The organism is Bradyrhizobium sp. AZCC 2230, assembly GCF_036924495.1.
GTDB classification, from domain to species: domain Bacteria; phylum Pseudomonadota; class Alphaproteobacteria; order Rhizobiales; family Xanthobacteraceae; genus Bradyrhizobium; species Bradyrhizobium rifense.
In genome coordinates this window covers 2,812,555-2,826,672 of sequence record NZ_JAZHRS010000001.1, presented here as the reverse complement: position 1 = coordinate 2,826,672, position 14,118 = coordinate 2,812,555, and the positions used below count along the sequence as shown (strand labels likewise).

The following is a 14,118-nucleotide window of genomic DNA, read 5'->3' as shown; positions in this document are numbered from 1 at the left end:
CTCGTTTGACCTTATGCCGTACGAAGAGTGGTTTTGGCCTGCTGTATGATCAGGGTACGGTAGACGTCGCGGGCGACACCGACGCCGCCGGCATTGGCGAAGTTCTTGGAATATTGTTCGGTCAGCATCGAGCGCCACACGCCGGTGCCCGGCGTGTCGCCGAACGGGCCTTCGCCCTTCAGGCCCGAGGTCATCTGCGCGAACATGCTGTTGAGGAACATGCCCTCGAAGTCAGTGGCGGTCTTCTGGGTCTTGGCCTGCTGCTGCGGCGAGACTTTCTGAAGCGCGGCGGCGAGCTCGAAATCGGGGCGGCCGTTGCGGCTTTCTACGGAGAAGGCGGGGTTCGAGAGCGCGGCGGTGACGACGTGCGCGGTGTTGAGCATGCCGGTTTGCATCACATCACCTCGATATCGGCTTCGATCGCACCCGCGGCCTTGATCGCCTGGAGGATGCTGATGAGGTCGCGCGGACCGATGCCGAGGCCGTTGAGGCCGTCGACGAGCTGCTGCAGCGAGACGCCGTCCTTGACGACGGCGAATTTCTTGCCGTCCTCGGTAACGCCGACGCTGGAGCGTGGCGTGACCACGGTCCGGCCCCGCGACAGCGGATTGGGCTGGCTCACCTGCGGGCTTTCGGAGATCGTGACCGTGAGATTGCCTTGCGCGACCGCGACGGTGGCGACGCGGACGTCGCGGCCCATCACGATGATGCCCGAACGCTCGTCGATGATGATCTTGGCGGCGAGATCCGGATCGACCTGAAGCTGCTCGATCTCGGTCAGGAAGGCGACCACGTTGCCCTTGAACTCCGGCGGGATCGTCAGCTGCACCGTCGAGGGATCGATCGGCTCGGCGCTCTTGACGCCGAGATAGTCGTTGATCGCTGCCGCAATGCGCTTGGCGGTGGTGAAATCGGCGTTGCGCAGCGCGAGCCGCACGTTCGGCAGCCGGTTCAGCGCGAACTCGATCTCGCGCTCGATGATGGCGCCGTTGGCGATGCGGCCCACGGTTGGAACGCCGCGCACGATTTTCGCCGCTTCGCCCTCGGCCTGGAAGCCGGAGATCGCGAGCGAGCCCTGTGCGACCGCATAGACGTTGCCGTCGGCGCCAAGGAGCGGGGTGACGAGCAGGGTGCCGCCGCGCAGATCCTTGGCGTCGCCGAGCGCGGAGACAGTGACGTCCATGCGCGTGCCCTGAGTGGAGAAGGCCGGCAGGTTGCCGGTCACCATCACGGCGGCGACGTTGCCGGTGCGGATGGTGGCGCCGCGGATGTTGACGCCCATGCGCTCGAGCATCGCTTGCAGCGACTGCTTGGTGAAGGGGATGTTGTTGAGGGTGTCGCCGGTGCCGTTGAGGCCGACGACGAGGCCGTAGCCGATCAGCTGGTTCTGCCGCACGCCTTCGATATTGGCGAGATCCTTGATGCGCGAGGTCGCGTTTGCAGAGGCAGCCGAGAGCGCCAGCGCTGACAGCGCGGCACAGGCCACCCCAAACACCCCGCTCAGAATCCTCACCCAACGAACGCCTGGCATCCTCTGCTCCCCGAGGCTCCTCACATCTCGGACCATCTGCGACACTCCCATGACGAGCTGGTCCGACGCTTTCCTTGCGAGCGCTGTGCCAACACGGGGCAGAGGGGTTAGTCGATTGAATAGGTTGAATAAATCTCTTCGGATCGGCGCCAGCCGGCATTCGCCGTAAGGAGCGAAACTGCCGCCTCCCGGCAGATTTTGCCGGGGCCGTTTACGCCCCGTTAACCATAAAGCGGCGAATGTGGCGCATCGATCACCCGGATTGCTTCGATGCGCATCTACGGACCGAATGGCACCACGCTTGGAACGCCGGCCAGCCAGGCCAGGCGAACGAGCTCCGGCACCTTCGTGCTGCCCGACACTACGTCGGCGCAGGAGACGCGCGCAGCGGCAGCACCCAAGGCCTCCGCCAACATCGATGCGCTGCTTGCGCTGCAAGGTATCGAGGAAGATCCGGTCGAGCGCCGCAAGCGCTCGGTTGTCCGCGGCAAGACCGCGCTCGATGTGCTCGACGATCTCAAGATGGGACTCTTGTCCGGCAATCTCGATGCGTCGACCGTGATGAGGCTGCGTGATGCGGCCGCGAACCTGAAATCGTCCTCCGGTGACCCCGGTCTCGATTCCGTGCTGTCCGAGATCGAGCTGCGCGTCGAGGTCGAGCTGGCCAAGGCCGGGCAGGGCTGATCATAATCCCGCGCGAGGAAGGCCTTACGCCGCTTCCTCCTTCTGCTGCGAATCGTAGCGGCGCTGGGCGGCAAGCACGTCTTTCAGATTCTCCTCGGCCCAATCGCGCAACGGATCGACCGCTGCGGCGAGCGTCAGGCCGAGCTGCGTGATCGAATATTCAACCGTCACTGGAACGGTTGCGATGGCGCGGCGCTTGATCAGGCCGTCGCGTTCGAGCGACTTGAGAACCTGGCTCAGCATCTTCTGCGAGATGCCTTCAATCGTGCGGCGCAACTGATTGAAGCGCATCGGCTCCTCGCGCAGCAGCAACAGGATCAGCACGGCCCATTTGTCGCCGACGCGATCGAGGATCTGGCGCGTCGGGCAATTGGCTGCATAGACGTTGGGTTTCATCTCATTCCTCGCGCTTGCTTCAGTTCGCCGGTTACTCCTGCGTAATCAGGTAAGCACAAAGTGCTCTCTTAACACCAGCGCTCATTACGATATCTAGTAACCATTGGTTACTATAGAAGCGAAGGAGCCTTCCATGAAAATCGCAGTTGCCGGCGCCTCGGGCCGGGCCGGTTCGGAGATCACCAAGGAACTGTCCCGCCGCGGCCATGGCGTTACCGCCATCGCCCGGAACCCGGAGAAGATCGCAGGCCTGCCGAACGTCTCGCCGACCAAGGGCGATGTGCTCGATCAGGCCGGCCTGACCAAACTCTGGGCCGGGCACGATGTGGCCATCAGTTCCGTCCACTTCCTGGCCAGCGACCCGCACAAGCTGATCGGCGCGGCTAAGGACTCCAAGGTCGGGCGTTATCTGGTCGTCGGCGGCGCCGGCAGCCTGGAGGTCGCTCCGGGCGTCAAGCTGGTCACAACCCCCGGTTTCCCTGCCCAATACAAGGCCGAGGCGGAGGCGGGTGGGGCCTTTCTCGACCTGCTGCGGCAGGAAAGGGAGCTGAACTGGACCTTCCTGTCGCCCTCGGCGCTGTTCATCGAGGGAGAGCGGACCACCAAGTTCCGGCTCGGCACTGACCAGCTTCTCGCAGATGCGAACGGCAAAAGCTGGATCAGCTTCGCCGACTACGCCATCGCCCTCGCCGACGAGATCGAGAAACCGGCCCATCCGAGGCAGCGTTTCACGGTCGGCTACTAGGCTTTTGGCCGCCCCCGGGCCCTTGCGGATAAACCTTCCTGTGCAAGGGCTTGGGGGCGGTAACTGCGCTATTAAGGAAATATTGTCTGTCACATGGGGTAGCTATATAAGCCCCGGCTCAACGGACCCCGTTCCGTTCACGAGTCGTTGCTTAAGAAGATAGGCCGCCCTTGGAAAAGTTGAAAAACTACCGACCGACCGAAAAAGAGCCTTTCATGAACGACCGGCAGAAGGAGTACTTCCGTATGAAGCTCCTCGCCTGGAAGGATGAGATCCTCAAAGAGTCCAAGCTCACCCTGCAAGCTCTGCAGGAGGAGAACGTGAACCACCCCGATCTCGCCGATCGGGCATCGTCCGAAACCGACCGCGCCATCGAACTCCGCGCCCGCGACCGCCAGCGCAAGTTGATCGCCAAGATCGACGCCGCGCTCCAGCGCATCGAGGACAACACCTATGGCTATTGCGAGGATACCGGCGAGCCAATCTCGTTGAAACGGCTCGAGGCCCGGCCCATCGCGACGCTCTCGGTGGAAGCGCAGGAGCGCCACGAGAAACGCGAGAAGGTCTATCGCGACGAATAGAGTCCGAGCCGCAGAGATGCGGCTCTTTATTTTTTTGGCTCACGGCGCCGCTTCGCGCCATGATCAGCATTTTGCCTGTCGCTTGCCGCCGCGCGCATCAACGCGTGAGCGCAATCGCGAAAAGTGAATCGTGATCAATGGGCTAGAGTCGATTTCTGCAAGCTCACGTGAGTTCGCATGAGAAACAGCCTTCACTTCAGGTGCGGGAGGTTTTGCGAGTCGCATCAACGAGATCGTTGAGCTTGTTGAAGCGGGGATCGAGCTGCATCACACATCGCTGCAATCAGGCTTCATGCGACGCTGCAAGGCGTGCATCTCCATGAAGCCTGGGCCAGCTCAATATTTCCTTAAACGCCGGCAGCAGGCCGTAAGCCGCGCAACGAGGGGAATTTGGCAATGAGCACTGTTCTGGTCACCGGCGGATCCGGCTTCGTCGGCATCCATGTCATCCTGCAGCTCTTGGCAGCCGGTCATGCGGTGCGAACGACGGTGCGGCGGCCGGACCGGCAAGCCGATGTGCTGGCGATGCTGCGCGAGGGCGGGGCGGTGTCGCCGGAGAGCCTGACCTTCTTCACCGCCGACCTCACGGCAGACGGGGGTTGGCGCGAGGCGGTCACAGGCTGCGACTACGTGCTCCATGTCGCCTCGCCGCTGTCGACCAGTGTGCCCAAGGACGAGAACGAGATGATCGTCCCGGCCCGCGACGGCACACTACGGGTGTTGCGCGCCGCCCGGGATGCCGGCGTCAGGCGTGTCGTCGTCACCTCGTCGATCGGCGCGATCGGCTACGGTCATCCGTCGCGGGAGAAGCCGTTCGACGAGACCGAGTGGACCAATCTCGCGGGCAGCGACGTGCAGCCCTATATCAAGTCCAAGACGCTGGCCGAGCGGGCGGCCTGGGATTTCATCGCGCGCGAGGGCGGCGGGCTCGAATTGTCGGTGATCAATCCTGCCGGCGTTTTCGGCCCGGTGCTGGGGCCGGATTTCTCCGGCTCGATCGAGATCGTCAAATCGCTGCTCGACGGCGCCATGCCGGCGGTGCCGCGGGTCTATTTCGGCGTCGTCGACGTTCGCGATGTCGCCGACCTGCATTTGCGGGCGATGACCGCGCCGGAGGCCAAAGGCGAACGCTTCATCGCCGTCTCCGGCGAGACGCTCTCGATCCTCGACATCGGCAAGGTGCTGCGGCGGGAACTGGGATCGCGGGCGCGCCGGGTTCCCCGGCTTCAGGCTCCGGACTGGCTGGTGCGGCTCGCCGCGAGCCGGATTCCCCTGCTGCAGGCGGTCGTGCCGATGCTCGGCCGCGTCAGGCATTCCACCAGCGCCAAGGCGAGGTCGGTGCTGGGCTGGCAACCCCGTTCCAACGACGAGGCGATCCTCGCCACGGCCGAGAGCTTGATCCGGCTCGGCTTGGTCAAGGCGTGATGCCACAATCCGCCCGCGCTTGTCAGGCCCGGGCGGGGATGCTCCACTGCCGCCCTTGATTGTGATGCGTGGGAGGCGGCGCCGATGGACAAAATTCTCGAGGCCGCAAAGGCGATCGCACTGGCGCGCCGGAACCATGCGCCGCTCGCGGCGCTTGAAGTTCCCCCGGCCGATGAAGCCGAGGGCTATGAGGTTCAGCGCGCGCTGCATGATCTTCTGCTGAAGAATGTCGGACCGCTGGTCGGCTACAAGATCGGCTGCACCAGCCAGGTGATGCAGGACTATATCGGCATCCCGCACCCCTGCGGCGGCGGCGTGTTCCAGAAGGGCGTGCACGACAGCGGCGTCAAGCTCGCGGCCTCCGACTATGTCCGTGTCGGCGTCGAATGCGAGATCGCCGTGCGCCTGAAGCGCAACCTCGCCGCCGGCGAGGCGCCGTTCACCGCCGAATGGGTCGGTGAGGCCGTCGAGGCCTATCATCCCGCGATCGAGATCGTCGACGACCGCTACGTGAAGTGGGAGACAATGGGCGCGCCGACGCTGATCGCCGATGATTTCTTTGCCGCCGGCTGCGTGCTCGGCACCTCCGTGCCGCGCTCGTCGGTGCCGGACCTGAAGGCGGTCAAGGGCCGCGCCCTCGTCAATGGCGAGGAAGTCAGCCACGGCACCGGCGCCGACGTGCTCGGCCATCCCCACAACGCACTCGCCTGGCTCGCCAACCACCTCGCCGCCGACGGCAAGGGCTTGCATGCGGGACAGCTCGTGCTGACCGGAAGCCTGGTGAAGACGCTGTGGCTGAAAGCCGGCGACAAGGTGCGGATGGAGCTGGACGGGCTGGGAGTGGTGGAGGCGGAGTTTACGTAGTCTATCTCCGTCGTCATTGCGAGCGCAGCGAAGCAATCCAGAATCTTTCCGCGGAGGCAGTCTGGATTGCTTCGCTGCGCTCGCAATGACGGCGTGTGAGGCAACGACACCGGCAAAAATACATGCGGCCCTCGCCAGGGGAGCTAGCGAGGGCCGCGTCGTACATCGTCGTTCGCGCCTAGGTTCGCGAACACGATGTGGGAGCTCGGGAGAGACTTAGAAGGGCAGCAGCACGTCCATGACTTGCTGGCCGTAGCGCGGCTGCTGCACGTCCGTGATCTGGCCGCGGCCGCCATAGGCGATGCGGGCCTGCGCGATCTTGCTGGAATCGATGGTGTTGTCGCTCTGGATGTCTTCGGGGCGGACGATGCCGGCGACCACGAGCTCGCGGATCTCGAAGTTGACGCGGATCTCCTGCTTGCCTTCGACGACGAGGTTGCCGTTCGGCAGCACCTGGGTCACGACCGCCGCGACGTTGGTCTGCAAGGCTTCCGTGCGCTGCACGCTGCCCTTGCCGTCGCTGGAGGCGGTGGAGTCGGCGGTGAGGATGCGGCCGGGCAGCACCTTCTGCGCCTGGACGCCGAGCGTCTTCGAGCCGATGAAATCGGTGATGCCAGAATCTTCCGAATTGGTGCGGCTGCGCTGGGTCTCGTTGGAGAGGTTGGCCTTGTCGGTGATGTTGACGGTCACGGTCAGGAGGTCGCCGACATGGGTCGCGCGCTGATCCTTGAAGAAGGCGCGGCTGCCGTTCCGCCACAGCGAGTTCGGATTGTAGGAGGCGACTTCCGGCTTCGGCATCGGCATCTGCACGGGCTTGTAGCCGGGCTGCGTCGTCGGATTGTCGATCGCCGACAGCTTCGGTTGCTCGCCGATCTGCGACAGGCGGTCGATCGAGGAGCAGCCGCTTGCGAGCGCGCAAGTGGCGAGCAGCAGGGCGGAGACCACGACGCGACGAAGACGGTAAGCCGAACTGAAAGCGGACATGACTAACTCTTACTTTGCTTGAGCTTGCGAGACGCGAGCTTGCGGGATCTGGGCTTCTGCGATCTTGTCCGGCGACGCGGGCGCCTGGACCAGGTTCCGGAGGAGGGCTGCGGTGTCGACGGGGGCGGGCGCTTGGTCGCGCTTGAGCGAGGAGGTCTGCTCGACCGCAGTCTCCATCGGCGCGGACTGGCTGGCGCCCAGCACGGTCACCTGGCCGCGGGCGGTGACGACGCCGGTCAGCGTACGCTTGGTCTGCAGATTGAGGACGCTCACGGTGTCGCCCTCGGCGCCACTCTCGATCGCCTTGCCGCGGGTGGTGAGGTAGATCCCGGGGACCTGGTAGATGACGGTGACGCTCTGGTCGCGCGATACAAACTCGGGCTTGGCGATGTCGGCGGTGCGGATCGGCGTGCCGGCGCGCATCGGCCGGCGAAGCTGCATGCCGACGGTACGGTCGCGCGTGGCCGCCTCGCCCGGCACTTCCGCCTTGGGCCGGCGCTCCTGCGCGACGTCGGAGGATTTCAGCGTCTCGGTGCGTTCGATGTCGCGGGTCAGGACGGCAACTTCCACGGTCTCGATCGCAGTGCCGGTCAGGCGCAGCTTGGTCGGCGTCGGGTTGCTGTCATTGTTGATCTCGAAGGCGAGGTCGAAGCGGCCGCTGCGGGCGTCGTAGCGCGTCGCGACCGGCTGCAGCGCGCCGGTGTTGGAGGCATCGAGCCGCATGTCGGAAACGCCGCGGTCGAAGCTCACGGTGATGTTGGCGGCGTCGCCAAGGCCGAAGCGGCGCTCGAGCGCGGAAGCGACCGCGTTTTCGAGATCCTTGTTGGCGAAGGTGCGGGCAAGCCGGGTGACCTGGACCTCCTTGATGTCGCCGGTCATCACGCCGATCACCTGCTTGGCGCGGAGCACGCTCAGGACCTGGGCAACCGGCAGCGCGCCGGTGGTGCCGAGGTCGGGCGAGCGATAGACCGCAATCAGCGCGGTCGAGCCGGCGTTCTCGATGAGGTCGCCGACCCGCACCACGTCGGAGGTGACGGTGACGCTGGGGCGCAGCGTCGGTACGGCGATGCCGTCGTCGGCGGCCTGCGCCGGCAGAGCCAGCACGAGCAGGGCGGAGAGGGTGATGAGCGTGGTGCGGATCATGATCATCACCTCAGCGGAACAGCGCCGTGGTCGATTGCATCATCTGGTCGGCGGCGCTGATCACCTTGGCGTTCATCTCGTAGGCGCGCTGCGCGGCGATCAGGTCGCTCATCTCCGACACGACGTCGACATTGGCCTGTTCGAGGCTGCCTTGCGTGATCTTGCCGTAGCCTTCGGAGTTCGCGGTGCCGTCCTGCGGCGCGCCGGACGACGTCGTCTCGGTGAACTGGTTGCTGCCGACCGGCTGCAGGCCCGCCTTGTTGATGAAACGGGTCACGCCGATCTGGCCGAGAATGGTGTTGCTCGACGAGCCCGGCAGGGTCACGGACACCTGGCCCTGCTCGTTGACGGTGATGCCCGAGGCGTTGTTCGGGATCGTGATGGTCGGCTGCACCGGGTTGCCCTGCGCAGTGACGACGCGGCCCTGGTTGTCCATCTGGAACGTGCCGTCGCGGGTGTACTGGAAGGTGCCGTCGGGCATCAGGATCTTGAAGAAGCCTTCGCCGGACATCGCGAGATCGAGGTCGTTGCCGGTCTGCGACAGCGTGCCCTGCGTCATGCTGCGCGGGGTGCCGACGGTCTTGACGCCGCCGCCGATATCGACGCCGACCGGCAGGATGGTGCCCTGGTCCGAGGCCTGCGCGCCGACGCGGCGGACGTGTTCGTAGATCAGGTCCTGGAACGCCGCGGTCTGCTTCTTGAAGCCGGTGGTGCGCAGGTTGGCGATGTTGTTGGAGATCACCTGAACGTTCAGTTCCTGTGCCGCCATTCCGGTCGCAGCGGTGTGGAGCGCTTGCATCTCAGTGGTCCCCTAATCAGGCCGGAACGTCGGCGAGCTTTTCGATCGCCGATTTGTGGAGGTCGCTCTGCTGCTGGAGCAGGTTGGCGATCGCGGTGTAGCTGCGCATGACCTCGACCATGCGGCTCATCTCGCCGACCGAATTCACGTTCGACTTCTCGATGTAGCCCTGCTGCAGGGTGGACTTGCTGTCGGTCTGCTGGTTGGCCGAGCCGGCGCCGTAGAGATTGGCGCCGAGCTTGGTCAGCCTGGCCGGGTCGTCGAACGTCACCATGCGGATCTTGCCGCGGATCGAGTCGGTCTTGGCCGTGCCCTCGAGCACCGTGACGGTACCGTCGGGGGAGACGTTGATATCGTGGTCGGTCGGCTGGAAGACGATCGGGCCGCCGGTGCCGAGCACGAGGTTGCCGTCGGAGGTCATCAGCTGGCCGGTGCTGCTGAGCGCGAACTTGCCGTCGCGGGTGTAGCGCTCGGCGCCATTGGCCTGCACGGCGAAAAAGGCGTTGCCGCTGATCGCCATGTCGAGCGGGTTGTTGGTCGCCTCCATCGGCCCCTGGCCGACGTCGCGGTAGGTGCCACGGTCCTGCACATAGGAGACCCGGCGGTCGGAGCCGACGAAATTGTCCTCATGCGCGTTCGAGTTGAGGTACTCCTCGAACAGCGAATGGTCGGCCTTGAAGCCGTTGGTGTTGGCATTGGCGACGTTGTTGGCGATGACATCCATCTGCCGTTCCAACGTCATCTGCCGTGACAAGCCGATCAGAAGCGCATTCTGCATCGGTCAATCTCCCCTTGAGTGAGACCTGCCATTTCGCTCTCCCAAGCGCCTTGGCCGACCCCGTGAACGAGACTGTCGGGTTCTCCCAAACCGTTCAGTCTCGCCCTCTCTCAGCGAAAGCCGTGCCAACTTGAAATAATGTGTAATTACAATTGGTTGTCGATTTTACGGCGGCGCGGGCGGGGGGCAGAAAGGTTCTGTTAGCCATGTTTGCCCGGCAGATTTTTCCTAGCGGAGGCCCAATCGAAAGGTTCCGTTAACCATTATTACCGTAGCGTTTGCTTGTAAGAGGAGCGCTTTGCGCTGGGGCATTTGTATCGCGTCACTGTCTGCCAGGAGGCTTCGCTCTTTCGACCCTTTTTGAGATGAGCGAGCCCCGACGATCATGGCAGAGAATGAAGCGGAAGGCGGCGCAGCCGCCGAAGGCGCGGAAGCCGCTGCCCCCAAAAGCAAGTTCAAGCTGATCCTGATCATCGTCGGCGCGCTGGTCGTGCTCGGCGGCGGTGCCGCGACCTGGTTCCTGTTCTTCCGTCATGGCGAAGACGAGCATCATGCCGAGGTCGCCCCCCCGCCGAAACCGCCGGCCTTTGTCGAAGTGCCCGACATGATGGTCAACCTCGCCGGTGCGCCCGGCGAACGCGTGCAATATCTCAAGCTCAAGATCGTGCTCGAGCTGAAGGAAGAGAAGCAGATCGAGGCGATCAAGCCGTCGATGCCGCGGGTCACCGACATCTTCCAGACCTATGTGCGCGAGCTCCGCTCCTCCGACCTCAACGGCTCCGCCGGCGTCTTCCGCCTCAAGGAGGAGCTGACCAAGCGCGTCAATGCCGCAGTCGCGCCGATCCAGGTCAGCGCAGTGCTGTTCAAGGAAGTCGTGCTTCAGTGACGGCGCAGGGAAGGTAATAGGCTAGCGGCATGGCCGGCAACGAGCAGATGGACCAGGATGCGATTGCCGCCCAATGGGAGGCGTCGCTCGATTCCGAGGATCCCGCGGAGGCCGCGAAGGCTGCTGCCGAAAACGAACTATCGGAGACCATGGCCCTGCAATGGGCGGCCATGGTCGAGGACGGCAGCCGCGATCTCGGCAACGGCAAGAACTCCGGCGAGCGGGTGCTGTCGCAGGAGGAGATCGACAATCTCCTCGGCTTCACCGTCGGCGACGTCACGCTCGACGACCATTCCGGCATCCGCGCGATCATTGATTCGGCGATGGTCTCCTACGAGCGTCTGCCGATGCTCGAAATCGTCTTCGACCGCCTGGTGCGGTTGCTGACGACCTCCTTGCGCAATTTCACCTCCGACAACGTCGAAGTCTCGCTCGACCGCATCACCTCGGTGCGCTTCGGCGACTACATGAACTCGATCCCGCTGCCCGCCGTGCTCTCGGTCTTCAAGGCCGAGGAGTGGGACAATTTCGGCATGGCGGTGGTCGACTCCAGCCTGATCTATTCGATGATCGACGTGCTGCTCGGCGGTCGCCGCGGCGCGAGCCAGCTCCGCATCGAGGGCCGGCCCTACACCACGATCGAGACCGAGCTGGTCAAGCGGCTGGTCGAGGTGGTGCTGGCCGATGCCGAACAGGCGTTCCGGCCGCTGTCGCCGGTGACCTTCACGATCGACCGGCTCGAGACCAACCCGCGTTTCGCCGCGATCAGCCGTCCCGCCAACGCCGCCATCCTGGTGCGCCTGCGCATCGACATGGAAGATCGCGGCGGTAATATCGAACTGCTGCTTCCTTACGCGACCATCGAACCGATCCGGGCCGTCCTGCTCCAGATGTTCATGGGCGAAAAGTTTGGCCGCGACACGATCTGGGAGGGGCATTTCGCCACCGAGATCAACCAGGCCGAGATCTCCGTCGACGCCGTGCTCTACGAGGCCGACATTCCGCTCAAGCAGCTGATGCGGCTGAAGGTCGGCGACACGCTGCCGCTGGACATGCGCGCCGATGCCAACGTCACCGTGCGCTGCGGCGACGTCACGATCACCGAAGGACGCATGGGCCGGGTCGGGGAGCGCGTTGCGATCCGCGTGACGAAACCCCTGCGCAAGCCAAGTACGACACTTGCGATGTTCGAGAAGGTGGACGAACAGAACAAGATGATGGAGGCCCCATGAACCACTCCCTAGGAATGGCGATCGAGACGCTGGTGGCCATCCTGCTGATGCTCACGATCGGCTACTGCATCCTGCTCAACAAGCGGCTGACGCGGCTGAAGGCGGACGAGCATTCGCTGAAGGCCGTCATCGGCGAGCTGATCACCGCGACCGAGATCGCCGAGCGCGCGATCGGCGGGCTCAAGCTCGCGGTGCGTGACGTCAACGAGAATCTCGGCAGCCAGCTTGCCGCCGCCACGCATATGTCCGACCAGCTCCACAAGCAGCTCGGCGAAGCCGACAACGTGGTGCGCCGCCTCTCCAAGATCGCGATCGCGGCGCGCCCCGTCACGAATCCGGAAGCCGCAGCCGCCCCCGTCGCCAAGCCGTCGGCGGCGAAGGCGGTGGCCGCTGCCGCCGAAGCCTTCTCGGAGCGCCGCAGGTCCAACGGTCTTGGGTCTAACGGTCTTGCCGCATAAAGTCAGGGTATGAAGTCCTTTCGTAACATCCGCGTCATTCCGGTCGTCCTGGTTGCGGTCGCAGGTCTTGCCACGCTGAAAGTGGCGGGGCTGGTGATCAATGGCGGCTACGTCTTCGACTACCAGCCGAACCGTGTGAAGAAGTCCTGGGCGCAGGAGAATTTGAATTTTCCCGGGGGCGAGGACCCTGACATCACCGGCTCCACGCATGGAGCACCGAAGGAAGCGCCGAAGCCGGCCGCGCCCGAGACCAAGATGGAGGGCACTCCGGTCAAGATGGACGAGGCCCAGTCGCAGGTCTCTGCCTCGGAGCGCGCGATCCTGGAACGGTTGCAGGCGCGCCGCCAGGAGATCGAGTCCCGCCAGCGCGAGATCGATATCCGTGAGAGCCTTTTGAAGTCGGCCGAGAAGCGCATCGAGAGCAAGGTCGAGGAGATGAAGGCGGTGGAATCTCGCATCTCCGCGACCCAGGCCGAGCAGAAGGCCGCCGAGGCCCAGCGCCTGAAGGGCCTCATCACCATGTATGAGGGCATGAAGCCCAAGGACGCCGCGCGGGTGTTCGACCGGCTGGAGATGGGTGTGCTGATCGAGATCGCCTCGGCGATCGCCCCGCGCAAGATGTCGGACATCCTGGGACTGATGTCGTCGGAAGCCGCCGAGCGGCTGACTGTCGAAATGGCCCGCCGCGCCAATGCGGGCGGGGATCTGGCTGCCTCCGCCGGCGATCTCCCCAAGATCGACGGCAAGCCGACGCAAAAGCCCAATTGAGGGCTCGAGAGGCGCGGCACGCGGCGGCGACCTGCGCGCAATCGCGCGGTCGTTCGGCCTGCACGCGGCTGGACGTCCTGCGCGTCTAGTTCGCGAACCGCTGTTGATCCCTACGATCAGTCGAGCTCAGCGGTGTCTCGACGGGAAAGAGGGTCTCGCAGTGCTGCTTGATCAGCGCAGCCTTCGTCATGCGAGTCACGAGGTGAAGGGTGCTATGGCAGCAGGAGCACTCGTACACCTTTAGGGCATAGCCCCGCGCGATTGGAAAGACGGCTACGACCGTTCTTGCCTGGCTACACACAATGCAGTTGGCTTCTCCGCTCATTGATTGCCCCCCAAAGCTGACCAATCGAATTCGCATCGCCGTGATCACATCTGATTCAGAGTCGTCGACGGACCGCAACACCTCTGAGGTTGTGCGAGCGGGCTCGAGGCAACCATGCGTCAGTCTGACCTCCTTGCCGCACGAAGCACGTCGACTCGCGTTGCGGATGCAGCCGAAGCAAGCGGCATCCTCTGAGGCTGCGATGAGTTGACGCGCACAAATGTGAAGTGGAGTACAGTGGCGCTGAAGAGTTCGTCCTAGGCTTCGGCCATTCGCAATCCGCAGCGCGGGAGGAAGTTATGAACTACTCGTCCGCAGCAGAACGCGCAATCGAAGCCGTCAATCGGCTGCTCATCGCCGCGATGACGCTCGCCTGGACATCCGCGCTTGACCATCAGCATGCATTGCCGCCTCAAAGGGAGAATGGTGATGCTGATGATGACGCTCATATCGAGCGGGAGAACTCCTCCGCGTCGGATTGCGCGGGAAGGCGACACTGAAGACACCGTCGCCCTTCGG

General features: G+C 64.2%; 17 protein-coding genes. 10 read left to right on the top strand and 7 right to left on the bottom strand.

The window, feature by feature from the left end; all coding sequences use genetic code 11:
• Nucleotides 1–11: 11 nt before the first annotated feature.
• Nucleotides 12–395, bottom strand: a complete 384-nt coding sequence (gene flgJ, locus V1280_RS13830) for a flagellar assembly peptidoglycan hydrolase FlgJ (protein ID WP_334524508.1) — start codon at nucleotides 393–395, stop codon at nucleotides 12–14.
• On the bottom strand, nucleotides 395–1,531 hold the full coding sequence (locus V1280_RS13825) for a flagellar basal body P-ring protein FlgI (RefSeq protein WP_254132589.1): 1,137 nt from the start codon (nucleotides 1,529–1,531) through the stop codon (nucleotides 395–397). The genes flgJ and V1280_RS13825 overlap by 1 nt, the downstream gene beginning before the upstream one ends.
• Nucleotides 1,532–1,801: 270 nt before the next feature.
• Here V1280_RS13825 and V1280_RS13820 point away from each other — a divergent pair, with 270 nt between their 5' ends.
• Complete coding sequence (locus V1280_RS13820; protein ID WP_334524500.1) at nucleotides 1,802–2,215, top strand: flagellar assembly protein FliX; 414 nt, start codon at nucleotides 1,802–1,804, stop codon at nucleotides 2,213–2,215.
• A 24-nt stretch (nucleotides 2,216–2,239) separates the two neighbouring features.
• On the opposite strand, the gene V1280_RS13815 is transcribed toward V1280_RS13820, so the two are convergent.
• The gene (locus V1280_RS13815) at nucleotides 2,240–2,611 is read right to left on the bottom strand and encodes a winged helix-turn-helix transcriptional regulator (protein ID WP_148778238.1); all 372 of its coding nucleotides are present in this window, start codon (nucleotides 2,609–2,611) and stop codon (nucleotides 2,240–2,242) included.
• Between the two features lie 133 nt (nucleotides 2,612–2,744).
• On the opposite strand from V1280_RS13815, the gene V1280_RS13810 reads away from it, so the two are divergent.
• From V1280_RS13810 to V1280_RS13795, 4 genes are all read left to right on the top strand, one after another.
• Nucleotides 2,745–3,356, top strand: a complete 612-nt coding sequence (locus tag V1280_RS13810) for an NAD(P)-dependent oxidoreductase (protein ID WP_334524495.1) — start codon at nucleotides 2,745–2,747, stop codon at nucleotides 3,354–3,356.
• A gap of 215 nt (nucleotides 3,357–3,571) precedes the next feature.
• A complete protein-coding gene (gene dksA / locus V1280_RS13805) occupies nucleotides 3,572–3,937 on the top strand; it encodes an RNA polymerase-binding protein DksA (RefSeq protein ID WP_008142458.1) in 366 nt (121 codons plus the stop codon).
• Nucleotides 3,938–4,333: 396 nt separating this feature from the next.
• Complete coding sequence (locus tag V1280_RS13800; RefSeq protein WP_334524487.1) at nucleotides 4,334–5,362, top strand: SDR family oxidoreductase; 1,029 nt, start codon at nucleotides 4,334–4,336, stop codon at nucleotides 5,360–5,362.
• A gap of 84 nt (nucleotides 5,363–5,446) precedes the next feature.
• Nucleotides 5,447–6,226, top strand: a complete 780-nt coding sequence (locus V1280_RS13795; RefSeq protein ID WP_334524483.1) for a 2-keto-4-pentenoate hydratase — start codon at nucleotides 5,447–5,449, stop codon at nucleotides 6,224–6,226.
• A gap of 216 nt (nucleotides 6,227–6,442) precedes the next feature.
• Here V1280_RS13795 and flgH read toward each other — a convergent pair whose 3' ends face one another.
• The 4 genes from flgH to flgF are packed head-to-tail and all read right to left on the bottom strand — an operon-like array spanning nucleotide 6,443 to nucleotide 9,930.
• Nucleotides 6,443–7,210, bottom strand: a complete 768-nt coding sequence (gene flgH, locus V1280_RS13790) for a flagellar basal body L-ring protein FlgH (protein WP_334524480.1) — start codon at nucleotides 7,208–7,210, stop codon at nucleotides 6,443–6,445.
• A gap of 9 nt (nucleotides 7,211–7,219) precedes the next feature.
• Nucleotides 7,220–8,353, bottom strand: a complete 1,134-nt coding sequence (gene flgA, locus V1280_RS13785) for a flagellar basal body P-ring formation chaperone FlgA (protein ID WP_334524478.1) — start codon at nucleotides 8,351–8,353, stop codon at nucleotides 7,220–7,222.
• 10 nt (nucleotides 8,354–8,363) lie between these two features.
• Nucleotides 8,364–9,152, bottom strand: a complete 789-nt coding sequence (gene flgG / locus V1280_RS13780) for a flagellar basal-body rod protein FlgG (protein WP_148778231.1) — start codon at nucleotides 9,150–9,152, stop codon at nucleotides 8,364–8,366.
• A 16-nt stretch (nucleotides 9,153–9,168) separates the two neighbouring features.
• Complete coding sequence (gene flgF, locus V1280_RS13775; RefSeq protein WP_334524471.1) at nucleotides 9,169–9,930, bottom strand: flagellar basal-body rod protein FlgF; 762 nt, start codon at nucleotides 9,928–9,930, stop codon at nucleotides 9,169–9,171.
• A gap of 385 nt (nucleotides 9,931–10,315) precedes the next feature.
• Between flgF and fliL the strand changes: the two genes are divergently transcribed.
• From fliL to V1280_RS13750, 5 genes are all read left to right on the top strand, one after another.
• Nucleotides 10,316–10,816 (top strand): flagellar basal body-associated protein FliL, encoded by a 501-nt coding sequence (gene fliL, locus V1280_RS13770; protein ID WP_334524468.1) that lies wholly within the window; start codon nucleotides 10,316–10,318, stop codon nucleotides 10,814–10,816.
• A gap of 29 nt (nucleotides 10,817–10,845) precedes the next feature.
• Nucleotides 10,846–12,048 carry a flagellar motor switch protein FliM gene (gene fliM / locus V1280_RS13765; RefSeq protein WP_148778228.1) on the top strand — a complete coding sequence of 401 codons (1,203 nt, stop codon included), beginning with the start codon at nucleotides 10,846–10,848 and terminating at the stop codon, nucleotides 12,046–12,048.
• Nucleotides 12,045–12,506, top strand: coding sequence for a DUF6468 domain-containing protein (locus V1280_RS13760; protein WP_334524463.1), 462 nt, complete (start codon nucleotides 12,045–12,047; stop codon nucleotides 12,504–12,506). The genes fliM and V1280_RS13760 overlap by 4 nt, the downstream gene beginning before the upstream one ends.
• Before the next feature lie 9 nt (nucleotides 12,507–12,515).
• Nucleotides 12,516–13,274, top strand: a complete 759-nt coding sequence (locus tag V1280_RS13755; RefSeq protein WP_334524461.1) for a MotE family protein — start codon at nucleotides 12,516–12,518, stop codon at nucleotides 13,272–13,274.
• Nucleotides 13,275–13,898: 624 nt separating this feature from the next.
• Nucleotides 13,899–14,099: a hypothetical protein gene (locus V1280_RS13750; protein ID WP_334524459.1), complete on the top strand. Its 201-nt coding sequence runs from the start codon at nucleotides 13,899–13,901 to the stop codon at nucleotides 14,097–14,099.
• Nucleotides 14,100–14,118 lie beyond the last annotated feature (19 nt).